Raw genomic sequence first — 21,252 nt, forward strand, 5'->3', positions numbered from 1 at the left:
TTTCATGGAATAGGTCATTCAGGCCGCAATAATGGCCAATATGCGGCATGTCGTTGACTAGGAGGATGGTTATTATCCATCCACTTGTGTTTCGACTTGCTGGAGTAAGCATGACCTTTTCCGAACTGATCGATGCAGTGCGTCGCGACCCGCGTGCTGTCGCGATCCCTGCCGAATGGTCCCAGGGGCGCGCCTGCTTTGGCGGGTTGATGGCGGCGTTGACCTATGAAGCGATGCGTGCCGAGGTGCCGGAAGGGCGCCCGGTTCGCTCGCTGGCGATTACCTTTGTCGGGCCTGCCGAGCCTGGCGTGCCAATTGCCTTTGACGTCGAAATTCTGCGTCACGGTAAGGCTGTCAGTCAGGTGTCGGGGCGCGCCATGCAGAACGGTCAGGTGATGACCCTGATACAAGGCAGCTTCGGCGCGCCCCGTGAGTCGATGATTGCGGTTGCCGCAGAGGCCGCGCCAGTGCTCAAGCCGGTAGAGCAATGCCCGGAACTGCCTTTTGCCAAGGGCGTGATGCCCGACTACCTGCGCTTCATGGACATTCGCTGGGCACTGGGCGGCATGCCGTTCAGCAATACACCGTCACCGGCAATTGGTGGTCATGTGCGTTTTCGTGATGAGGCGCATGCCAGCCCCATGAGCGAGGCCCATATTCTGGCGCTGGTCGACACCTGGCCGCCTGCGGTATTGCCGCACCTCAACAAGCCTGCACCGGGCAGTTCGCTGACCTGGACCATCGAATTCGTCCAGCCACAGCCGGTGCTCGATACGCTGCAATGGTGCAGTTATCGCGCAGTCATCGAACATGCCCGGGATGGCTACGGTCACACCGCAGCAGCGTTGTGGAGCCCCGACGGCGAACTGATCGCAATCAGCCGCCAGACGGTGACGGTGTTTGGCTGACTGACAAGGCAGGTCAATATTTCCGGGCGGAGCGGGCAGCGTCCTTGCGCTGAAAACCCAGCGCAGCCAGCAGGCCGATCACACCGATGGCGATCGATGGCAGGCTCTCGGAGAACAGACCGTTGAGTATCAGCAGGGTCGCCAGAATGAAGAGGGGTACGGCAATCAGGTACATGGCCAGGCTGGCCGAGTGCTCCTGATTGTCGTTGCTGTCACGCCATTGATTGAGCTGCAGATCGGAAAGTGGCTTGTTCATGCTGCGGTCCTCTTAAAGATAGCGCTTGTTCAGGACGGTGCGTAAAGCGCCGTTCAATGCCTGAAGCATAGGCCCGCTTGCTGATCGCTGACGACTCAAGCCTGTCTATCGCCGCGATAGCCTGTTACAACTTGAGCTGACCGATTGCAGCATTCAACTCGCCCGCCAGCGTGGCGAGTTCGTCACTGGTGCTGGCCGAGTCCACGGTCTGCACCACCGTGCGTTCGGTGACATCGCGGATACTCACCACCGCACGGTTCATTTCCTCGGCCACCTGACTTTGCTGCTGCGCGGCGACGGCAATCTGCGTATTGCTTTCGCGCATCTGTGCCACGGCACCGGCAATGGCCGCCAGCGCTTCGCCCGCTTCCTTGGCCTGCTGCACGCATTCATCGGCCTTGAATGAGCTCTCCTGCATGAAATCCACCGCATCGCGGGTGCCGCTTTGCAGGGTCGAAACCATTGTGGTGATTTCATCGGTCGAGGTCTGCACCCGTTTGGCCAGATTGCGCACTTCGTCGGCTACCACGGCAAAGCCGCGACCCATTTCCCCGGCGCGTGCGGCTTCGATGGCGGCATTCAGGGCCAGCAGGTTGGTCTGTTCGGCAATGCTGTGGATCACGTTGACCACGCCGTTGATCTTCTGGCTGTCCTGGGCCATGCGCTGGATCATTTCGGCGGTCTGTTGCACGCCGCTGGAGAGCCCGGCGATGGATACCTGCACGCGGTCGACCACTTCCTTGCCACTGCCCGCCAACGTGTCGGCGGTCTGCGACTGGTCGCGTGTGGCCGTGGCGTGCTGGGCAATGTGATGGACCGTGGCGGTCATCTCGTTGATTGCCGTGGCCACCTGATCGGTTTCGCTTTGCTGGCCGAGCATGCCCTGGCGCACATCCTTCATGCCCGCAGCCAGATGCGCGGCACCCTGATCGAGGCGGCCGGCAGTTTGCGAAACTGTATTGACCACCCGCTGATACCCAGCCTGCATGGCATTGAACGCCTTGGCCATCTGCCCGACCTCATCGTCACTGCGGTTAGGCACGCGGGCCGCCAGATCGCCGCTTTTTTCGACGTGCAGCATCACATCCTTGAGCGCGTTGAGCTGGCTGAGGAGAAAACGGATCAGCAGTTGCGAGGCGCAGAGCATCAACAGCATCAGCACGAAAACGGCGGCTGCGTAATGGCTGAAGCGATCCTGAAATACTTGCAGAAAGGTTGGAGCAAAGGCCAGCACCGCGATCTGCTGGCCAGTGCTGCGGGTGACGATCTGCGCGCCGCTCAACAGTCTGTCGCTGGCTGGTTTGTTCAGCGCAACCCAGTCGCGGGCGTCGACCAGCTCTGGCAGCGCGAGGGTATTGAAGGCGGGTGTCTGACCTTTGCTGTAAGCCAGCAACGTATCACTGGCGGGCAGCGCTGCGTCGGCAGGCCACGCGGCCAGCAAGCGAGCCTGAGCTTGCGCTGCCTGACGTGACGTATCTGCTCGTGCCTGCTGCTCTGCTTGCATGGCGTAAAGCACCAGCAGCAGGGTTGTGACGAAAGCGACCGCATTAACGGCCCAGAATTTATATTTCAGTGACAGGTTGCCAAGCCATGAGCCCATGAGCGGCCTTCTTTGATGGTCGTGTGAGGTAGCAGCAAGATGCCATCACGATGCCTCAGCCATCAAAGAGACCCTTGATGCGGGTCAAGGAAGCTGCAGATTTTCGCCGGTTATCTGTTCCAGGGTGGGTAAATCGAAAAACTCACGCGCGCAGGCCGTGCTGTGACGGGCGAGATCTTCCTGGCTTTCGCCCCGGTGCAAAGCCACTTCGCGCAAGACTTCCGGCAGGTAAGCAGGTTCGTTACGGCCATTTTTCGGCTTGGGGCGCAGGCTGCGTGGCAGAAGATAAGGCGCGTCGCTTTCCAGCATCAGCCGGCCGCGAGGGATATTGCCCACCAGCGGGTGCAGGTGCGTGCCGCGTCGCTCATCGCAGATCCAGCCTGTTATGCCAATGTGCAGGTCAAGATCCAGATAACTGAACAGCGCGGCGCGTTCGCCAGTAAAGCAGTGCACCACCGCAGCCGGCAGACGGTCGCGGTAGTCGCGCAGAATCTCCAGCAGGCGCTGGTTGGCGTCACGTTCGTGCAGAAACACCGGCAATTGCAGTTCCACCGCCATGGCCAGGTGCGCTTCAAGAACCTTTTCCTGCTGCGGGCGAGGCGAGAAGTCGCGATTGAAATCCAGGCCGCATTCACCCACGGCGCGAACGCGATTTTCCTTGAGCAGGGCATGCAACTGTTTCTCGGTGTCACCGGTCCAATCGCTCGCCGAGTGCGGGTGGATGCCTGCCGTGCAGAACAGGCGTTGCGCGCTTTCATCCAGCTCGTGACACAGCTGCAAGGCGTGTTCGCTGCCCTCGACGCTGGTGCCGGTCACCACCAGTTGCTCGACGCCTGCGGCATAGGCGCGATCGAGTACCGCCTGTCGTTGCGAGGCGAAGCTTGCGTTGGTCAGATTGACGCCGATGTCGATGAGTTGCATGGTGCTACCTCCAGCTGAAGGCTGTCGAGCATACCAGAGCTCCGGCCACAATAAGAAAACGCTGGGTATTCAAGCGATTGAGCCGGATGGTTCAACGATTTCCTTCGCTGTTCGATGCTGCTGCGTGACCTCAAGATTTCCTTTTTCCTGTTTTTTTCCGGCGTTGCCCTGGGGAAGTGAATGATCCGATCCGCGCTTGTGTCTTTTATGTGTCTGTTGGCGCTGCTGCCGCTGCAGGTTTCTGCTCGTCAGACCGGCCCACAGGCCGTGCAGCACAAAGCGCAGGTGCGCGATCTGCCTGCCATTCGCAGCAGCAAGGTGCTGCGCGTGCTGGTCAATCAAAGCCGCAACAGCTCCGGTGACGTCAAGGGCCAGGAAATCGGCATCGAATATCATCGCCTGCAAGCCTTCGAACAGTACCTCAACAGCCATTCGCGCGGCGCTCAGAAGGTCACGCTCAAAGTCATACCCAAGGCCAAGAACCAGCTACTGACCGCGTTGCAGCGCGGCGAAGGCGATATGATCGCGCCTGGCGAACTGCTTGATGTCAGCGAAGCCAAAGGTGTTCAGGCCAGTGCGCCGATCATTCATGACGTGCCTCTGGTGCTGGTCGGCGCGCGTGGCCAGCGCAACGTACGGCGTGTGGAGCAACTGTCGGGACATACACTGAGCCTGCCCACCGGCAGCGCGGCCGACGAGGCCCTCCATCAGGTCAATCGGCAACTGGAGCTGCGCAAGCTGCCGCTGGCCAAGATCGAATGGGTCGACCCAAGTCTTGCAGTCGAAGATGTGCTGGAGATGGTCCAGGCCGGTATTTACCCGATGACACTGGTCGAGCAGCCTATCGCCGAGCGTTGGGCGAAGATCATGCCCAAACTGCGTATCGAGCGTGGCCTGACCTTGCAGACCCACGGCGACATCAGCTGGTTTGTACGCGACAACGCAACCCAGCTGCGGGCCAGTGTCGATGATTTCCTCAAAGGCTATAAACCTTCGGCTCAGCAGGATCAGGTGCTCGCCAAGGCTTACAAAAACACCTACAAGGTCAACAACCCGCTGGTACGCAACAACCTGCAACGTCTTGAGCAACTGCGTCCGATGCTGCAACGCCATGCCGATGCGCAGGGTATGGACTGGCTGGACCTGGCGGCCCTGGCGTTCAAGGAGTCGAAGCTCGACCCGGCGGCCAAGGGCAGTGGCGGCGCGACAGGGCTGTTGCAGATCACTCCGTCGGCGGCAAAAAGCGTCGGAGTGCCGAGCATTCAGAGCGCTGACGACAATATCCGTGCAGGTTCGCGTTACATGGCGCTGATCCAGCGCAAGTATTTCTCCAGCAGCCGAGTCAACGAGCGCGAGCGCATGGCGTTCGTAATGGCGGCCTACAACCTGGGGCCGGAGCGTGTGCAAGGTATGCGCGAGGAAGCGCGGCGGCGCGGGCTCAATCCAGATCAGTGGTTTTTCCAGACCGAGCGCGTGGCAATGGAGCAGGGCGGTGCCAACGTCGTCGCGTTCGTCAACAGCGTGAACAAGTATTACCTGGCATTTGATCGCGAGCGAGACTCGCTGGAAAAGAGTGGGCCGAAAACTGCCGTAAAGCGCTAATCATCGATTTGTTGGATTGTTATGTGCCGTTATTTGCGGTTTTCACATAAGTAAATTTGATTATTATGGCGCCACGTTCACTTAATCAATCCCGGAAATCACCCACATGAACACAATGATCAAATCGGTTCTCAGCACTCGCGCCGGTTACGGCCTTACCCTGTTGCGCGTTATTGTCGGTATTGCGTTTATCGCTCACGGCAGTCAGAAACTGTTCGGGGCCTTCGGCGGTTATGGCCTGGAAGGCACTGCGCAGTACATGGAAAGCCTGGGCCTGACACCGGGTTACCTGATGGCGCTGATGTCTGGCAGCGCCGAGTTCTTTGGCGGTCTGGGCCTGCTGTTGGGGCTGCTGGCTCGTCCGGCTGCGGTAGTGGTGATCCTGCTGTTGCTGGTAGCGATCTTTACCGTGCATATCCATAACGGCTTCTTCATGGCCAATAACGGTTATGAGTATGCGCTGGCGTTGCTCGGCGGCGCTCTGGCAGTGCTTATCGAAGGTGCAGGCAAGTTGTCGCTGGACCGCGTCATCTCCCGATAACCGGCTATGCTTGTCCTGCAAGGCCCGCTTCCGGCGGGCCTTGTGCGTTTGCGGGCTCGCGCCACGGATGACAATTGACAATGAATGGGGCGTTTCTCTAGGATGCGTGCTCAAGCGCCGATTTAACAACTACTTGCGGGGCGCCTGGCAAGGCTCAAGTCTTGTCGAAATACCGCTAAAACGTTGGTTCGGTGTTGCCTCTCACCGCTGCCCAGCGGATCTTGCGAGGCAGAGATATAACCATGAACAACCTGCGCCCCCTCATTCGTCTTTCCCCGATCAGCACGGTCTTGTCACGCAAGAACCCGAAAATCCTTTTGAGCGGCTCTCACCAGCCTACGCTGTTGCGCTACCTCGATGGCTGGCCTCGACGGGGCGGTGGTAACTGTGCGTTTCTAATTCAGTTTGTCGATACGAACTCCTCATTGAGCCACTTTGGCAACGACGAGTTCGACCTGGCGGTGGTGCAATCGCCTCAGGCTGACGACGTCGAGCAGCTGATTCGTGATCTGACGCGTATTGCCCGCCAGGGCCTGATTACGCTGGGTTGAAACGGCGGACGTATTCAATTGGCATAGAAGGCATATTGCTGGCCCCCAGCCTGTGAGCTGACAGGCAAAATCGCCGCCTTATCAAAGGATTAGGTGGTTTTCGCATGCGTTTGGTCTATTGTGCTCTGGCGTGCCTGACGCTTTCCGGGCTGGCTTTTTCCGTTCAGGCCAGAAACGCGACGGAGAACGAGCGTTATCTTTGTCGCTGGGGCTCGACCATTGCCGGTGGTGCGCAGGCTTCCAAGCTGTCAGGCGTTACCCGTTACGGGGCGCGGCAAAAGCTGCAGGCGCGCAAGTTCGCCAAACAGTGGATGCGGCCCATGGCATTGCGCATCACCGAGCAGACCTACGACAGCGAGTCGCGTTTGAAGCCTGATGCTGTCAGCAAGGTGTATTACGACGGCTGCATCCAGCATGAGGTGGCGCGTCGCTGACTTTTTATCGCCTGCCGAACTGATTTTTGCAGGGCTGGAGAAACGTCTTGAGTACAAAGATCATCACCAGGGGCGGGCATGAAGCCCTGAAGAAAGAACTCGATTACCTGTGGCGAGAGCACCGGCCCGACATTACTCAAAAGGTCGCCTGGGCAGCGTCGTTGGGTGATCGCAGCGAGAACGCGGATTACCAGTACAACAAGAAACTGCTGCGCGAGATCGACCGGCGCGTGCGCTACCTGCGCAAGCGCCTCGAAGACATGCGCGTCGTCCAGTATTCGCCGGAGCAGGAAGGGCGAGTGTTCTTCGGTGCCTGGGTCGAGATCGAGAACGAAGCGGGCGACCTCAAGAAATTTCGCATCGTCGGCTACGACGAGATCTACGGGCGCAACGATTACATTTCCATCGACTCGCCCATGGCACGCGCCTTGTTAAAAAAGGAAGAGGGCGATGAGGTGCTGGTCAACACGCCGGAAGGCGAAAAGCTGTGGTTCGTGAATTCGATTGTTTATGAGCAGTAAGGCCGGACGCACAGCGTCGTAGTCCGGCCAGTCGCGCTCAACCTTCGCGCAGTACGGTCAACGGGCTGACGTTCAGTGCGCGGCGTGTGCCGAATACGCCAGCGCCACCCACCAGCAGGGCACCGATTACCGGCAGCAGCAGTAGCCACGGATGCGGCTGCCATTCCAGTGAGAAGGCGTAGCGGTACAGCACGAAGCTCACCAGCTCACAGCCCAGCGCCGCCAGCACGCCGCTGGCAGCCCCCAGCAAACCGAATTCGATGCGCCGTGACTTGATCAGCAGTGCTCGCTCTGCACCGAGTGCACGCAGCAGCGCGCCCTGACGGATGCGTTCGTCCAGGGTCGCCTGCAACCCTGAGAACAGCACGGCAATACCGGCCGCCAGCACAAACAGCAGCACGAATTGCACGGCCAGCGTGACCTGATCAAGAATACTGCGCACCTGCGCCAGCAAGGCCTCCACTCCCAGAATACTGATCGACGGGTAGGCCCGCGACAGCTCGACGATCTGTTTATCCTGGCCAGGCGGCAAGTAGAAGCTGGTCAGGTAAGTGGTGGGCAAATCAGCCAGGGTGCCAGGCTGGAAGATCATGAAGAAGTTGGGCTGGAAGGTATCCCAGTTCACGTCCCTCAGGCTGGTGACCACAGCTTCGCGCGTCAGGCCACCGACAATGAAGCTCAGGCGGTCGCCCAGCTTGATCTTCAGGCTCTCGGCCAGCTTGGTCTCGATCGATACCCCGGGCGTCGCGTCGCTCTGGCCTGAGGCAGGCAGCGCCTTCCACCAGCTACCGGCAGTCAGGGTATTGCCTTCGGGCAAATCTGCGGCCCAGGTCAGGCTAAGGTCGCGGCGAGTGGCGTTTTCACCACGCGAGTCCTTGGTCACGAAGTTGCCCACCGGTTCACCGTTGATGCTGGTCAGACGTCCCGGCACTACCGGGTAGAGCGGAGCCGAGTGGGTGGACAGCTTGCTCAGGGTCTGGGCGAAGTTTTCTTTCTCTGATGGCAACACATTGAGCACGAAATAGTTCGGTGCGTCCTTGGGCAGCTGGTTTTGCCAGGTGTCGAGCAGTTCACCGCGCAGCAGCGCGATCAAACCCATCGACAGCAGGATCAGGCCGAAGGCCAGAGATTGACCGGCAGCGGCCAGCGGGTAACGCAGCAGTTGCCCCAGGCCCAGCCGCCAGGGCAGCGACGCACCGGCCAGCAGGCGGCGCAGGCTGTTAAGCGCCAGCAGCAACAGGCTGCCCAGTATCAGCGCGGCAACGACGCCACCGCCCAGCAGGGCAAAGGTCAGCACCAGGTCGAGGCTCAGACGCCACATGATCAGGCCCAGCGCGAACAGCGCCGCGCCATACACCAGCCATGAGCTGGCGGGAATCGGCAGCATGTCACGGCGCAGCACGCGCAGCGGCGGCACGCGACCCAGTGCTGCCAGCGGCGGCAGGGCGAAACCGGCCAACGCCACCAGCCCGGTGCCCATGCCTGCCAGCGCAGGCAAAAGGCCGCCCGGAGGTACCGCGGCCGGCAATAGATTTTGCAGCAGTGCAAATAACCCCAATTGCGCCAGCCAGCCCAGCAGCGCGCCGCTCAGGCTGGCCAGCAGGCCGATGATCGCCAGTTGCAGGCTGAACAGGGTCATGGTCTCGCCGCGTGACAGGCCCAGACAGCGCAGCAGGGCGCTGGCATCGAAGCGCCGTGCGGCAAACCTGGATGCCGAAAGCGCCACGGCAACCCCCGCCAGCAGAACGGCCACCAGGCTCGCCATATTCAGATAACGTTCAGCCTTGCCCAGCGCGCCACCAATCTGCTGACTGCCATCGCGGGCGTCCTTGATTTCCTGATGCGGTTCCAGAGTCGGCTCGATGGCTTTACGGTAGGCGGCCAGCGCTTCGGGCGGGCCGCTCCACATTTCCCGGTAGCTGACTCGGCTGCCCGGTTGCACTACGCCGGTAGCGGCGAGATCCTGGAGATTGATCATCACCCTCGGGGTCAGGCTGTAGAAGTTGCCCGCACGGTCTGGCTCGTACGTCAGTACCCGAGTCAGTTTCAGGGTTTTCGAGCCGACGTCGATATCATCACCGACCTTCAGATCAACGGCTGGAAACAGTCGTGCCTCGGCCCAGGCTTCACCGGGTCTGGGGCCGCTGCCAGCCTGCTCGGTCTGATACAGGTCCGCAGCGCTTTTAAGCTCGCCGCGCAGTGGGTAAGCGTCATCCACCGCCTTGATGCTGGACAATTGGATACCGGCATCGGTGGCGATCACGCTGGAAAAAATCACGATCTGCGCATGCTTGAGTTGCAGGCGCTTGCCTTCCTCGACCTGCTCGGCGCGCGCCGGGCTGGAACCCTCAAGAATCAGATCAGCGCCAAGAAACTCGGTCGCCCGCAACAGCATTGCGCCGTTCAGGCGCGCGCCGAAATAACCGATGGCGGTGCTGGCAGCCACGGCTACCAGAAGGGCAAAGAACAACACCCGCAGCTCTCCGGCGCGTGCATCGCGCAACAGTTGGCGGGCGGCGAGGCTTAGCAGACGGGCAAAAGGCAAACGTGCCATCAAGGCTCCAGCGGGGCGACCAGTCGGCCCCCTTCAAGACGGATCAGGCGGCGGCAGCGATGCGCCAGACGCTCATCGTGAGTCACCAGCACCAGCGTGGTGTTGCGCTCCTTGTTCAGTTCGAACAGCAGGTCGCTGATACGCTCGCCAGTGTGGCTGTCCAGGTTGCCGGTGGGTTCGTCGGCAAACAGCACGTCCGGGTCGGCGGCAAACGCGCGGGCGATGGCCACCCGTTGCTGTTCGCCTCCGGACAACTGACGCGGTGTGTGGGTCAGGCGCTGGCCAAGGCCTACGCGCTCCAGCAGGTGGCGAGCCTTTTCGCGGGCGTCCTTGCGGCCTTCAAGCTCCATCGGCAGCATGACGTTTTCCAGCGCATTGAGGCTGTCGAGCAACTGGAATGACTGAAATACAAAACCGACGTGCTCGGCGCGTACCCTGGCGCGCTGGTCTTCATCCAGTTCACTCAGGTTGCGGCCCGAGAGGATAACCGAACCGGAGCTGGGCAGGTCCAGCCCGGCAAGCAAGCCGAGCAGGGTGGATTTGCCCGAACCGGAGGCACCGACGATGGCCAGTGTGTCGCCCTTGTTTAGTTCCAGGGAGAGTTCGTGCAGGATGGTCAGGTCACCTTCGGTGCTGGGGACTACTTTGCTGAGGCTTTGGGCACTGAGAATACTTTCACTCATGGAGAATCCGATGCGTGCGTTGTTTTTAAGTGCTGGCCTGGGGTTACTGCTGCTGTCACAGGGCGCGTTGGCGGGCACGGTATTGATCGTCGGGGATAGTATCAGTGCGGCTTTCGGACTGGATACCCGCGTGGGGTGGGTCAGCCTGCTGGAGCAGCGTCTGAGCAAGGAGGGATTCGACGACAAGGTGGTCAATGCGTCGATCAGTGGCGACACCAGTGCAGGAGGCCAGGCGCGTCTGCCTGCGCTGCTTGCAGAGCATAAGCCGGAACTGGTTATTCTCGAATTGGGTGGCAATGACGGACTGCGTGGCCAGCAGCCCGCTCAATTGCAACAAAACCTTTCATCAATGATCGACAGCTCTCGGGCAGCCGGTGCGAAAGTGTTGCTGCTCGGTATGCAGATACCGCCCAACTACGGGCCGCGTTACACCAATGCGTTCAAAGAGGTTTACAGCAACCTGGCCGAGCAGAAGAAAGTCCCGTTTGTGCCCTTCTTTCTGGAAGGCGTGGGCGGAGTGCCCGAGCTGATGCAGGCTGATGGTCTGCATCCGGCGGCGGCTGCTCAGGGCAAGTTGCTGGAAAATGTCTGGCCGAGCCTGAAACCGCTGCTTTGAGGCTTTCCCGGACGGGGGCTTTCGGCTAATGTGGCGCCCCCGATCTGGAGCCCCCCATGCCGCGTCCCGCCTGGTCCCTGTATGCCTATCAAATGCTTGAGCCCCATGAGCAGCTGGATCTGTTCGCCTGTCAGGAAGTGCGCGTCCATCTGATTGCTCGCCAATTGGAGCTGGGCGGCTCGATCGACCGGACGTTGTGCGGCACGTTGTTGCCTGCCCAGCCGCAGATGCGCGCCGTCGAACTGCAAGCCATGCGCGATGAGCGCCTTTGCCCGCTGTGCAAGGCCATCATGGATGCGCAGCGCAGGGGCATGAATCCGATCTGGCCTGAACTCTAGCTGTCGCCGAAACGCGCCGGTCAGGCGCAGATATCCCCGATCCGGCAAGTGCCGGTGTACACTTCAGTTGTTGTTTCCATCTCTATAGTAGTTACCCGAAGGATCTTCCCGGATGTTGTCGCGCATTCCAGCCGTTACCCGCTGTCTGTCGCTTGCTGCTCTGTGCGCGGCGAGCTCTGTCCATGCTCTGGAGTTTCCGTTGCCGCCGCCCGGTGAGGACATCGTGGGCCAGGTGCAGGTCATCAAGGCCAAATACGAGGACACCTTTGCCGATCTGGGCACAAAATACGATCTGGGTTATCTGGAAATGATCGCGGCCAACCCTGGTGTTGACCCCTGGTTGCCGGGTGCAGGCAAGGACATCGTGCTGCCGACCCGCTTCATTCTGCCGCCGGGCCCGCGCGAAGGGATAGTCATCAACCTTGCCGAGTACCGCATGTACTACTACCCCAAAGGGCAGAATGTCGTGCACACCTATCCGCTGGGTGTCGGTCGTGAAGGCTGGGGTTCGCCCATCGGGGTGACCAAGGTAACGGCCAAGACGCCAAACCCGACCTGGACGCCACCTGCCTCGATCAAGGCCGAACATGCCGCTGACGGTGATCCGCTGCCTGACGTCGTGCCGGCCGGTCCGGATAACCCGCTGGGGCCGTTCAAATTCGGTCTGGGGCTTTCCGGCTACCTGATCCACGGTTCGAATAAAAAGTTCGGTATTGGCATGCGCACCAGTCATGGCTGTTTCCGCATGTACAACAACAACGTGCTGGAACTGGCCGACATGGCTCCGGTCGGTACGACCGTGCGAATCATCAGCGAGCCCTACAAATTCGGCATCAGCGGCGGCAAGGTTTACCTTGAAGCACACACACCGGTCGATGACCTGGGCAACCCCTCGGTGGTCGACAAGCACACTGCGGTCATCAATGCGCTGCTCAAACGTGACGACCTGGCCAACAACCTGCGCATGAACTGGGACGTAGTACGTGATGTGGTCGCGGCCGAAGACGGCATGCCGGTGGAAATCGCAGAACCGGGCAAAGCGCCTGCGAGTGCTGAAGAGCCTGTGATTTTTCAGTAGTCCTGGTTATGTATAACGACGCTAGAGCCAGCGCTACGATAACCTCAGCTATGGTGCGCCGCTTCACGTCACATCTGTGCTGCAGCGCAACGTAGTGTCATGCCCGCAATCACTGTACATAGATAAAGCGTTTTGTTATCGCGGTGGCACTGACGACGCAGAGTGCGACGTTAGTGACGGCTGAGCCCTGACGCTGATCCGGGGGATGCGAGGCAGGACGCCGAGCAAGCCGCACCGGGCCAAGGATGGCCCGTTGCGGCGGCCCCCGGATCAGTGACAGGGCGAAGGAACCCGACGAAGTCGGGCCGGAAACAGGAGCGAGGACTTTGCCTACTTTGGTCCCTCAAAGTAGGGCGCCGTAAGGGCGCAAAGGTGACCTGAGCTAGAAACATATATCACTGATGTCTCGGAACCGCCGTGTGACGCAGAGCGTCACGAACTGCATTCTCACGCGGAGCGTGAGGAACGAGCGGCGTTTGGGATAACAAAGGTGACCTGAGTCGAACCCCGATCCACCTGGCATCGCAGAACCGCCGTGTGACGCGGAGCGTGAGGAACGAGCGGCGTCTGGGATAACAAAGGTGACCTGAGTCGAACCCCGATCCACCTGACATCGCAGAACCGCCGTGTGACGCAGAGCGTCACGAACTGCATTCCCACGCGGAGCGTGAGGAACGAGCGGCGTTTGGGATAACAAAGGTGACCTGAGTCGAACCCCGATCCACCTGACATCGCAGAACCGCCGTGTGACGCGGAGCGTGAGGAACGAGAGGCGTCTGGGATAACAAAGGTGACCTGAGTCGAACCCCGATCCACCTGACATCGCAGAACCGCTGTGTGACGCGGAGCGTCACGAACTGCATTCCCACGCGGAGCGTGAGGAACGAGAGGTGTCTGGGATAACAAAGTCACCCAGCCAGATAACAGGCATAAAAAAGCCGACCCGTTGCCGGATCGGCTTTCAATAATCCCGGGGGATTATTACTTGCGGCTAGCTTTGTCCAGCATGCGCAGAGCGCGCTCGTTGGCTTCGTCAGCAGTTTGCTGAGCTTTTTGAGCAGCAGCCAGAGCTTCGTCAGCCTTGCGGTAGGCTTCGTCGGCACGTGCTTGCGAACGAGCTGCTGCGTCTTCGGTAGCTGTCAGACGAGCTTCGGTTTCTTTGGATACGCTGCTGCAACCGGTAGCCAGAACTGCGGCCAGAGCCAGAGCAGAGAATTTCAGAACGTTGTTCATCGTGTTCACCTTCAAGGAATTTTGTTCAAATTAGTCATCTCTCGAAAATGAGAAAACGACCGGCGTACATAGTACCCATTGTTTGTAGTAAGTAAACGGACCCAGCGCAAGAAGCTGCTAAAATTCCCTGCTTTGAAAGTGTTCCGCGTTACTTCTCAAGCGTTCTGTACAAAAACTATCCACTTTCACTGGACCCCCTGTCCGTATCGGCGGTTCCGCACAACGCGTTTGAACATCTGCAAAAACCTTGGATGTTTGACTGTCGGTCGGTGCGGGAGCATTTCCAGGCATTTTTAATCCGACCGCGCTTGAGCATATCCGGCAATGGTGCCTACTATCTCAGTGTGATGTGCGTCGAGATCGGCAATGCTCTTACCGGTGTCGAAAACAGACACTGGGCGGCGTAGATGTTCCTTCGCCGGAAAAAGACCGGTAAGGTAGGGGTCAAATTCCAAGACCCGCGAGGAGTAGCGATGAGCGAGGCGTTGTCCATCCACCATGACGAAGTCGGCCACCATTTCGAAATCATTATCGACGGCCACCGTGCCTACCTGACGTACATGGATCTCGGCAAGCAGACGCTGGATTTCTACCGGACCTTTGTGCCCGATGCCTTGCGCGGACGCGGTATAGCCGCCGCCCTTACCAAGGAAGCCCTGGACTATGCAGGCAGCATGGGCTATTCCGTCATACCGTCCTGTTCTTATGTCGAGCGTTATATGGAACTGCATGACCTGCAGTCGCAGGCGGCCAAGCTCTGATACATCGAGCTTACTGACCGTCAGCATGAAAAACGCCGAGCATATGCTCGGCGTTTTTCGTTGTTGCAGGTTAGTCGGTCAGGCAGTTACTTGCGCTTGCGAGCGGGCAGTACGCCCTTGAGTTTCGCGTGCATGCTACGCAGGGTCTTTTCAGTGCTTTCCCAGTCGATGCAGGCATCGGTAATGGATACGCCGTACTGCAATTCCGACAGGTCCTTCGGAATCGCCTGACAGCCCCAGTTCAAGTGACTCTCGACCATCAGGCCGATAATAGATTCGTTGCCTTCCAGAATCTGGTTGGCGACGTTTTCCATTACCAGCGGCTGCAGGGCCGGGTCCTTGTTGGAGTTGGCATGGCTGCAGTCGACCATGATGTTCGGGCGAATACCGGACTTGTTCAGGGCCTGTTCGCACAGCGCGACGCTGACCGAATCATAGTTGGGCTTGCCATTGCCGCCGCGCAGCACGACATGGCCGTAGGCATTGCCTTTGGTGGTCACGATCGACACGCCACCTTCCTGGTTGATGCCGAGGAAGCGGTGCGGGCTCGAGACCGATTGCAAGGCGTTGATGGCAACGGTCAGGCCGCCGTCGGTGCCGTTCTTGAAGCCGACTGCCGACGACAGGCCGGAAGCCATCTCGCGGTGAGTCTGGGATTCGGTGGTGCGCGCGCCAATGGCCGACCAGCTGATCAGGTCCTGCAGATACTGCGGGGAGATCGGGTCCAGTGCCTCGGTGGCGGTTGGCAAACCCATTTCAGCCAGGTCCAGCAGCAACTGGCGACCGATATGCAGGCCATCCTGGATCTTGAACGAGTCATCCAGGTACGGGTCGTTGATCAGGCCTTTCCAGCCCACGGTAGTGCGTGGCTTCTCGAAATAGACGCGCATGACCAGATACAGCGTGTCGGACACTTCTGCTGCCAACGCCTTGAGGCGCTCTGCATACTCCTTGGCTGCCTTCAGGTCGTGGATCGAGCAGGGGCCGATCACGATGAACAGGCGGTGATCATTGCCATCGAGGATGTTGCGAATCACCTCGCGACCCTGGCTGACGGTGTGCAGGGCAGCGTCGGTCAGAGGGATTTCGCGCTTGAGCTGATCCGGGGTGATCAGAGTCTCGTTAGAGGCAACGTTAAGGTCGTCAATCGGTAAATCAGCCATCGTGTTACTCATCAGGTCGCGGGTACTGGCCGCCAACGGTCCCCCGTGCGGCGGTGCCCAGCAGGTTTGAGCGCAGCGGGGAGCCGAACCTTAGCGCGTTATCGCGCTGTTCGACAATAAGTAAACGAGGTATCGGGCAGGTTACGGGTAACTGCCCGCCGGGCCGCGCTGCTGTATTGCAAGACAATCCGCTGCGACGGATAGTGTGAGGCCCGAAATAATCTGACAGCCAAGGGAGAGGTCATGAGTGTTGATTTCCGTCGTCCGCGTGTCGGCATTATTGGTACCGGTGCCATCGGCGGCTTTTACGGGCTGATGCTGGCGCGTGCCGGATACGACGTGCATTTTTTGCTGCGCAGCGAGTTTGAGGCGGTGGCGCGCGAGGGGTTGCAGGTCAGTAGTGCCGTGCATGGCGATCTGCATCTCAAACCCGTTCAAGCCTATCGCTCGGCGGCTGACATGCCGCCTTGCGACTGGTTGCTGGTTGGCACCAAGAGCAGCGGCAATGCCGCGCTGGGGCCGATCATTAGCCAGGCCGCTGCGCCGGACGCCAAAGTGTTGCTGCTGCAGAACGGTCTGGCCGTCGAAGATCAGTTGCGCAGCGTGCTGCCCGACAGCCTGCATATATTGGGCGGGCTATGTTTCGTCTGCGTCAACCGGATTGCGCCCGGCGTCGTCGCTCATGAAGCCTTCGGCGCGGTCAGTATCGGCTATCACAGCGGCCCGGCAGGCGACCAGGCGAGCCGCATGGCGGTCGTCGAAGCCTGCGCGGCCCTGTTCAAGACGGCCGGCATCGACGCCCCTGTCATGGCCAATCTGCAGCAGGCTCGCTGGCAGAAGCTGGTCTGGAATGTGCCCTACAACGGGCTGTCGGCCTTGTTGCAGACCAGTACCAGCCAATTGATGGCCGACCCTGACAGTCAGGCATTGATCCAGGCGCTGATGGATGAAGTAGTACAGGGTGCCGAGGCCTGTGGTCATGCCTTGCCGCCCGGTTTCGCGCAGCATCTGTTTACCGTGACCCAAAGCATGCCGGACTACAGGCCCAGCATGTATCACGACCTGGTCGAGAAGCGGCCACTGGAGCTTGAAGCCATTTATGCCCGGCCCCTCGCTGCCGCGCTTGCTGCAGGGTTTGACATGCCGCGCATGCGGGCGCTTTATCAGGCACTGGCATTTATTGACCGTGGCAACCGCTCGGCAAACGAGGAGTGACTCATGACAGAGGCTGATGGCCATAAGCTGGTGCTGGCGATTTCATCGCGGGCGCTGTTCGATCTTCGCGACAGCCACGACGTGTATATGGCCGACGGCGTGGAGGCCTACCGCAAGTATCAGATCGAGCACGAGGATGAGATTCTCGAGCAGGGCGACGCTTTCCCGCTGGTTGAAAAACTCCTGAGCCTCAATGCCAGCCTGGACAAGGCGCGCGTGGAAGTGGTGCTGGTGTCGCGCAACAGCGCCGATACCGGCCTGCGGGTGTTCAACTCGATCCAGCATTACGGCCTGGACATCAGCCGTGCCGCCTTCGCGGGTGGGCGCAGTCCTTATCCTTATCTGGCTGCGTTTGGCTGCCATCTGTTTCTGTCGACCCATGCCGAGGATGTGCGCAGCGCGCTGGATGCCGGTTTTGCTGCGGCGACCATCCTTTCTGGCGGTGCGCGGCGTGCAGCCAGCGCCGAGCTGCGGATTGCGTTCGATGGTGACGCCGTGTTGTTTTCCGACGAATCGGAGCGGGTTTACCAGAGCGGCGGCCTGGCTGCCTTTCAGGCCAGCGAGCGTGAGTCGGCGCGCGAGCCTCTGCGTGGTGGCCCCTTCAAACCGTTTCTCGCCGCGCTCTATCAATTGCAGCGTGAGTTTCCCGATGCGAGCTGCCCGATTCGTACCGCGCTGGTCACGGCCCGCTCGGCACCTGCACATGAACGGGTGATCCGCACCTTGCGCGAATGGGACATTCGTCTCGACGAGTCGCTGTTTCTCGGCGGCTTGCAGAAGTCGGCCTTTCTTGAAGCATTTGCTGCCGATGTGTTCTTCGACGATCAGCCCGGTCACTGCGAAAAGGCGCGTGAAGTAGTGGCAACCGGACATGTTCCGCATGGCATCAGCAATGAAATAACGCCGCTTGCCAACGGTGGCTGAGAAGTCCGTCGTCGCAGCCGATGATGCGCTGCTACGCTGAGTCAATCTCCGCCATTCCGGTTGTTCGGGAGGTTGTATGGTTCGTTCGATGCTGTATGCCACAGACCTTGGTCTGTACGCGCCTTATGTAACGCAGCACGCGCTGGCGCTGGCTCGAACGTTCAACGCAGGGCTGTATGTAATCCATGTCGTTGAGCCCTTGGGGCTGTTCGCCGAGTCGGTATTGCAGAGCCATCTGGGCGAGGAGGCCTTGAAAGAGCTTCGTGGCAAGGGTGTTAATACGTTTCTGGACGCCATAGAGCAACGAATGCTCGACGGCTTTCGTGAAGAACTGGGAGACGGCCACGCGGACCTCTCCCTGATTCGTACGGTGCGTGTCGTTCAGGGAGAGCCTGCCAGTGTGATTATCGAGCAGGCGCACAAGCTGGAGGTGGATTTGCTGGTGGTGGGCAGTCACAGTCGCAGGATAGAAGAGGGCACCTCGATAGGCCGGACGGCTGCCAGGGTCCTGCAATTTTCCGACGTGCCGGTCTACATGGTTCCGATGATGTTGAAAAAGGAGTGAGGGTAGGGAGAGGAAGGTTCAATTGGTGGTTTTAGTGAAATCGAGCGTGCGATCACCTTACAAAGGTGATAAAAAGTTCTAGAATTATTCGTCTCACCATTAATCCAGTTATATACCGTCGCTGATACCCATAGGGTTTATCTGCTTTGAGGGATACATATGAAGCTCCAACAACTGCGCTACATTTGGGAAGTGGCGCACCACGACCTCAACGTTTCTGCGACGGCCCAGAGCCTTTACACCTCCCAGCCCGGCATCAGCAAGCAGATTCGTCTGCTTGAAGACGAGCTGGGCGTCGAGGTTTTCGCCCGTAGCGGCAAGCACCTGACGCGCGTGACACCCGCAGGCGAGCGGATTATCACCACCGCAGGCGAGATTCTGCGCAAGGTCGAAAGCATCAAGCAGATTGCCCAGGAGTTCTCCAACGAGAAGAAAGGCACACTGTCGATCGCAACCACTCACACCCAGGCGCGCTATGCGTTGCCGCCGGTCATCAGTAATTTCATCAAGCAGTACCCTGACGTGGCCTTGCACATGCATCAGGGCTCGCCAATGCAGATCGCCGAAATGGCTGCTGACGGGACGGTCGATTTCGCGATTGCCACCGAAGCGCTTGAGCAGTTCAGCGATCTGGTGATGATGCCGTGCTATCGCTGGAACCGTTGCGTTGTTGTGCCACAGGGCCACCCGTTGACCAAGGTGCCCAAGCTCACGCTGGAGCTGCTGGCCGAGTACCCGATTGTGACTTACGTATTCGGTTTTACCGGCCGCTCCAAGCTCGATGAAGCGTTCAGTCATCGGGGGCTGGTGCCCAAGGTCGTGTTTACGGCTGCGGATGCTGACGTGATCAAGACCTACGTCAGACTGAATCTGGGCGTGGGCATTGTTGCAAGGATGGCGGTAGACGAAGAGGTCGACAGCGATCTGGTGGTACTGGACGCCAGCGACCTGTTCGAGTCCAGCGTGACCAAGATCGCTTTCCGTCGCGGCACCTTCCTGCGTGGCTTTATGTGCGATTTCATCGAAAAGTTTGCCCCGCACCTGACCCGTGAAGTCATGGCCAAGGCGATTCAGTGCCATAACAAACAGGAAATGGAAGAGCTGTTTGCCAACGTCGAGTTGCCGGTGCACTAGTAGCAGCGGCAAGTTACAAGTCAGAGCCGTACGCGCTTTGACCTGTAACTTGCAGGTTGAGGCGTGCCTCTGGCGGCGTCAGTCGCGCACTATCAGGTTGCCCGCATGCAGCCCGCATTCCTTCTGTGTGGCTTCTTCCCACCACCAGCGACCTTCGCGCTCGTGCTGGTTCGGCAATACCGGGCGGGTGCAGGGTTCGCAGCCGATGCTGATGAACCCGCGCTCGTGCAGGCTGTTGTAAGGCAGTTCCAGCATGCGGATGTAGCCCCAGATTTCTTCGCTGCTCATCTGCGCCAACGGGTTGAATTTGTACAGCGTGCGTTCGGCGGTCGAGAACGCGCTGTCGATTTCCAGTGCGGCAACGGCGCTGCGTGTGCCAGGGCTCTGGTCGCGGCGCTGGCCGGTGGCCCAGGCTGTGACGCCAGACAGTTTGCGGCGCAGCGGTTCGATCTTGCGTACGCCGCAGCATTCGCCATGACCATCCCGGTAAAAGCTGAACAGGCCTTTTTCCTTGACGAAAGGTTCGAGCTTGCTCTGATCCGGCGAGATGATTTCGATCTCGATCTTGTAGTGGTCACGGACCTGTTCAATGAAACGATAGGTTTCCGGGTGCAGGCGTCCGGTGTCGAGACTGAAGACCTTGACGTTTTTGTTCAGTTTCCAGGCCATGTCTACCAGCACGACGTCTTCGGCGCCGCTGAAGGAGATCCATAGTTCGTCACCGAAGTGTTCGAAGGCCAGTTTCAGAATGTCTTGTGCAGACTTGTTCGCATAGGTCGTCGCCAGTTCAGCGACGTCGAAAGGTTGGCTCATCAGGCGGCTTCCTAAAATGCAAGAGTGGCGCTTAAGCGCTCGTGATGGCGGCAATGGTAACAAAATCCACTGTTCAGTGGCCGTTACCAGCGGCTAGAGTGCTGCCTGCGTTGATAGTCAAAGCCTTGAGGAGTGTGCTGTGGAAATTGCCTGTCTGGATCTGGAAGGTGTGCTTGTCCCGGAAATATGGATCGCCTTTGCCGAAAAAACCGGTATTGAATCACTGCGCGCAACTACTCGGGACATTCCCGACTACGACGTCCTGATGAAGCAGCGCCTGCGTATTCTCGATGAGCACGGTCTGAAGCTGTCGGATATTCAGGAAGTGATCGCCACCCTCCAGCCGCTGGAAGGTGCAGTGGAGTTCGTCAACTGGTTGCGCGAGCGTTTTCAAGTAGTGATTCTGTCCGACACCTTCTACGAGTTCTCGCAGCCGCTAATGCGCCAATTGGGTTTTCCGACCCTGCTATGTCATCGCCTGATTACTGATGAAACCGGCCGGGTGGTCAGTTACCAGTTGCGTCAGAAAGACCCCAAGCGTCAGTCGGTACTGGCGTTCAAAAGCCTGTACTACCGGATCATTGCGGCGGGCGACTCCTACAACGACACCACCATGCTGGGCGAGGCCGACGCCGGTATCCTGTTTCATGCCCCCGACAACGTGATCCGCGAGTTCCCGCAGTTTCCGGCGGTGCATACCTTTGATGAGCTGAAAAAAGAGTTCATCAAGGCGTCGAATCGGGATCTGCCGCTCTAGACGCAGGGCTTACACTTCTGGTTCCTGCGCAAGATCGGACGCGGAGCGTCCAGAAAGGCATGCCAACGCGGAGCATTGGCACGA

Annotated in this window: 23 protein-coding genes; 15 read left to right on the forward strand and 8 right to left on the reverse strand. The window is 59.4% G+C overall.

The genetic code is table 11. From position 1 onward, the window contains the following. The first annotated feature begins 110 nt into the window (after positions 1-110). Positions 111-908 carry an acyl-CoA thioesterase gene (locus KP808_RS09545; RefSeq protein ID WP_044323455.1) on the forward strand — a complete coding sequence of 266 codons (798 nt, stop codon included), beginning with the start codon at positions 111-113 and terminating at the stop codon, positions 906-908. Between the two features lie 13 nt (positions 909-921). On the opposite strand, the gene KP808_RS09550 is transcribed toward KP808_RS09545, so the two are convergent. The 3 genes from KP808_RS09550 to KP808_RS09560 form a co-directional block, all read right to left on the reverse strand. After that, entirely contained in the window at positions 922-1,164 is a 243-nt protein-coding gene (locus KP808_RS09550; RefSeq protein ID WP_058408832.1) for a hypothetical protein, read from the reverse strand. A 124-nt stretch (positions 1,165-1,288) separates the two neighbouring features. Beyond that, positions 1,289-2,764: a methyl-accepting chemotaxis protein gene (locus KP808_RS09555; protein ID WP_230018265.1), complete on the reverse strand. Its 1,476-nt coding sequence runs from the start codon at positions 2,762-2,764 to the stop codon at positions 1,289-1,291. A gap of 84 nt (positions 2,765-2,848) precedes the next feature. Beyond that, on the reverse strand, positions 2,849-3,685 hold the full coding sequence (locus KP808_RS09560; RefSeq protein WP_004659190.1) for a TatD family hydrolase: 837 nt from the start codon (positions 3,683-3,685) through the stop codon (positions 2,849-2,851). Positions 3,686-3,865: 180 nt separating this feature from the next. On the opposite strand from KP808_RS09560, the gene KP808_RS09565 reads away from it, so the two are divergent. From KP808_RS09565 to greB, 5 genes are all read left to right on the forward strand, one after another. Beyond that, entirely contained in the window at positions 3,866-5,287 is a 1,422-nt protein-coding gene (locus tag KP808_RS09565) for an MltF family protein (RefSeq protein ID WP_058408829.1), read from the forward strand. 106 nt (positions 5,288-5,393) lie between these two features. Continuing rightward, complete coding sequence (locus KP808_RS09570) at positions 5,394-5,828, forward strand: DoxX family protein (RefSeq protein WP_002553009.1); 435 nt, start codon at positions 5,394-5,396, stop codon at positions 5,826-5,828. A gap of 242 nt (positions 5,829-6,070) precedes the next feature. Beyond that, positions 6,071-6,379: a hypothetical protein gene (locus KP808_RS09575; protein ID WP_058400496.1), complete on the forward strand. Its 309-nt coding sequence runs from the start codon at positions 6,071-6,073 to the stop codon at positions 6,377-6,379. 104 nt (positions 6,380-6,483) lie between these two features. Next, complete coding sequence (locus KP808_RS09580; protein WP_002553011.1) at positions 6,484-6,813, forward strand: hypothetical protein; 330 nt, start codon at positions 6,484-6,486, stop codon at positions 6,811-6,813. 47 nt (positions 6,814-6,860) lie between these two features. Further along, positions 6,861-7,334 (forward strand): transcription elongation factor GreB, encoded by a 474-nt coding sequence (gene greB / locus KP808_RS09585; RefSeq protein WP_004667519.1) that lies wholly within the window; start codon positions 6,861-6,863, stop codon positions 7,332-7,334. 37 nt (positions 7,335-7,371) lie between these two features. On the opposite strand, the gene KP808_RS09590 is transcribed toward greB, so the two are convergent. Then, entirely contained in the window at positions 7,372-9,888 is a 2,517-nt protein-coding gene (locus KP808_RS09590) for an ABC transporter permease (RefSeq protein ID WP_230018267.1), read from the reverse strand. Further along, positions 9,888-10,571, reverse strand: coding sequence for an ABC transporter ATP-binding protein (locus KP808_RS09595; protein WP_058408825.1), 684 nt, complete (start codon positions 10,569-10,571; stop codon positions 9,888-9,890). Before KP808_RS09595 ends, KP808_RS09590 begins: the two co-directional genes overlap by 1 nt. A 10-nt stretch (positions 10,572-10,581) precedes the next feature. Here KP808_RS09595 and KP808_RS09600 point away from each other — a divergent pair, with 10 nt between their 5' ends. From KP808_RS09600 to KP808_RS09610, 3 genes are all read left to right on the forward strand, one after another. After that, positions 10,582-11,187, forward strand: coding sequence for an arylesterase (locus KP808_RS09600; protein WP_004664750.1), 606 nt, complete (start codon positions 10,582-10,584; stop codon positions 11,185-11,187). Between the two features lie 56 nt (positions 11,188-11,243). Then, entirely contained in the window at positions 11,244-11,525 is a 282-nt protein-coding gene (locus tag KP808_RS09605) for a hypothetical protein (RefSeq protein ID WP_002553016.1), read from the forward strand. Positions 11,526-11,637: 112 nt separating this feature from the next. Then, positions 11,638-12,603, forward strand: a complete 966-nt coding sequence (locus tag KP808_RS09610; protein ID WP_002553017.1) for a L,D-transpeptidase family protein — start codon at positions 11,638-11,640, stop codon at positions 12,601-12,603. Positions 12,604-13,584: 981 nt separating this feature from the next. Here KP808_RS09610 and oprI read toward each other — a convergent pair. Then, positions 13,585-13,836, reverse strand: coding sequence for an outer membrane lipoprotei OprI (oprI, locus tag KP808_RS09615; RefSeq protein WP_002553018.1), 252 nt, complete (start codon positions 13,834-13,836; stop codon positions 13,585-13,587). 473 nt (positions 13,837-14,309) lie between these two features. Between oprI and KP808_RS09620 the strand changes: the two genes are divergently transcribed. Then, a complete protein-coding gene (locus KP808_RS09620; protein WP_002553019.1) occupies positions 14,310-14,597 on the forward strand; it encodes a GNAT family N-acetyltransferase in 288 nt (95 codons plus the stop codon). Between the two features lie 86 nt (positions 14,598-14,683). Here the strand turns inward: KP808_RS09620 and KP808_RS09625 are convergent, their stop codons facing one another. Further along, positions 14,684-15,760: a 3-deoxy-7-phosphoheptulonate synthase gene (locus KP808_RS09625; RefSeq protein ID WP_058401037.1), complete on the reverse strand. Its 1,077-nt coding sequence runs from the start codon at positions 15,758-15,760 to the stop codon at positions 14,684-14,686. A 243-nt stretch (positions 15,761-16,003) separates the two neighbouring features. Between KP808_RS09625 and KP808_RS09630 the strand changes: the two genes are divergently transcribed. From KP808_RS09630 to cysB, 4 genes are all read left to right on the forward strand, one after another. Then, on the forward strand, positions 16,004-16,975 hold the full coding sequence (locus KP808_RS09630; RefSeq protein ID WP_230018269.1) for a putative 2-dehydropantoate 2-reductase: 972 nt from the start codon (positions 16,004-16,006) through the stop codon (positions 16,973-16,975). Between the two features lie 3 nt (positions 16,976-16,978). Next, entirely contained in the window at positions 16,979-17,899 is a 921-nt protein-coding gene (locus KP808_RS09635; protein WP_058401039.1) for a 5'-nucleotidase, read from the forward strand. 76 nt (positions 17,900-17,975) lie between these two features. Further along, positions 17,976-18,464 carry a universal stress protein gene (locus tag KP808_RS09640; RefSeq protein WP_058408926.1) on the forward strand — a complete coding sequence of 163 codons (489 nt, stop codon included), beginning with the start codon at positions 17,976-17,978 and terminating at the stop codon, positions 18,462-18,464. Positions 18,465-18,623: 159 nt separating this feature from the next. After that, on the forward strand, positions 18,624-19,598 hold the full coding sequence (gene cysB, locus KP808_RS09645) for an HTH-type transcriptional regulator CysB (RefSeq protein WP_003382487.1): 975 nt from the start codon (positions 18,624-18,626) through the stop codon (positions 19,596-19,598). Between the two features lie 78 nt (positions 19,599-19,676). Here cysB and KP808_RS09650 read toward each other — a convergent pair whose 3' ends face one another. After that, entirely contained in the window at positions 19,677-20,411 is a 735-nt protein-coding gene (locus tag KP808_RS09650; RefSeq protein WP_230018271.1) for a phosphoadenylyl-sulfate reductase, read from the reverse strand. A gap of 139 nt (positions 20,412-20,550) precedes the next feature. Here KP808_RS09650 and thrH point away from each other — a divergent pair, with 139 nt between their 5' ends. Further along, positions 20,551-21,168 (forward strand): bifunctional phosphoserine phosphatase/homoserine phosphotransferase ThrH, encoded by a 618-nt coding sequence (gene thrH, locus KP808_RS09655; RefSeq protein WP_230018273.1) that lies wholly within the window; start codon positions 20,551-20,553, stop codon positions 21,166-21,168. The last annotated feature ends 84 nt before the right edge of the window (positions 21,169-21,252 follow it).

It is taken from the genome of Pseudomonas savastanoi (assembly GCF_020917325.1).
Classification (GTDB): Bacteria; Pseudomonadota; Gammaproteobacteria; order Pseudomonadales; family Pseudomonadaceae; genus Aquipseudomonas; species Aquipseudomonas amygdali.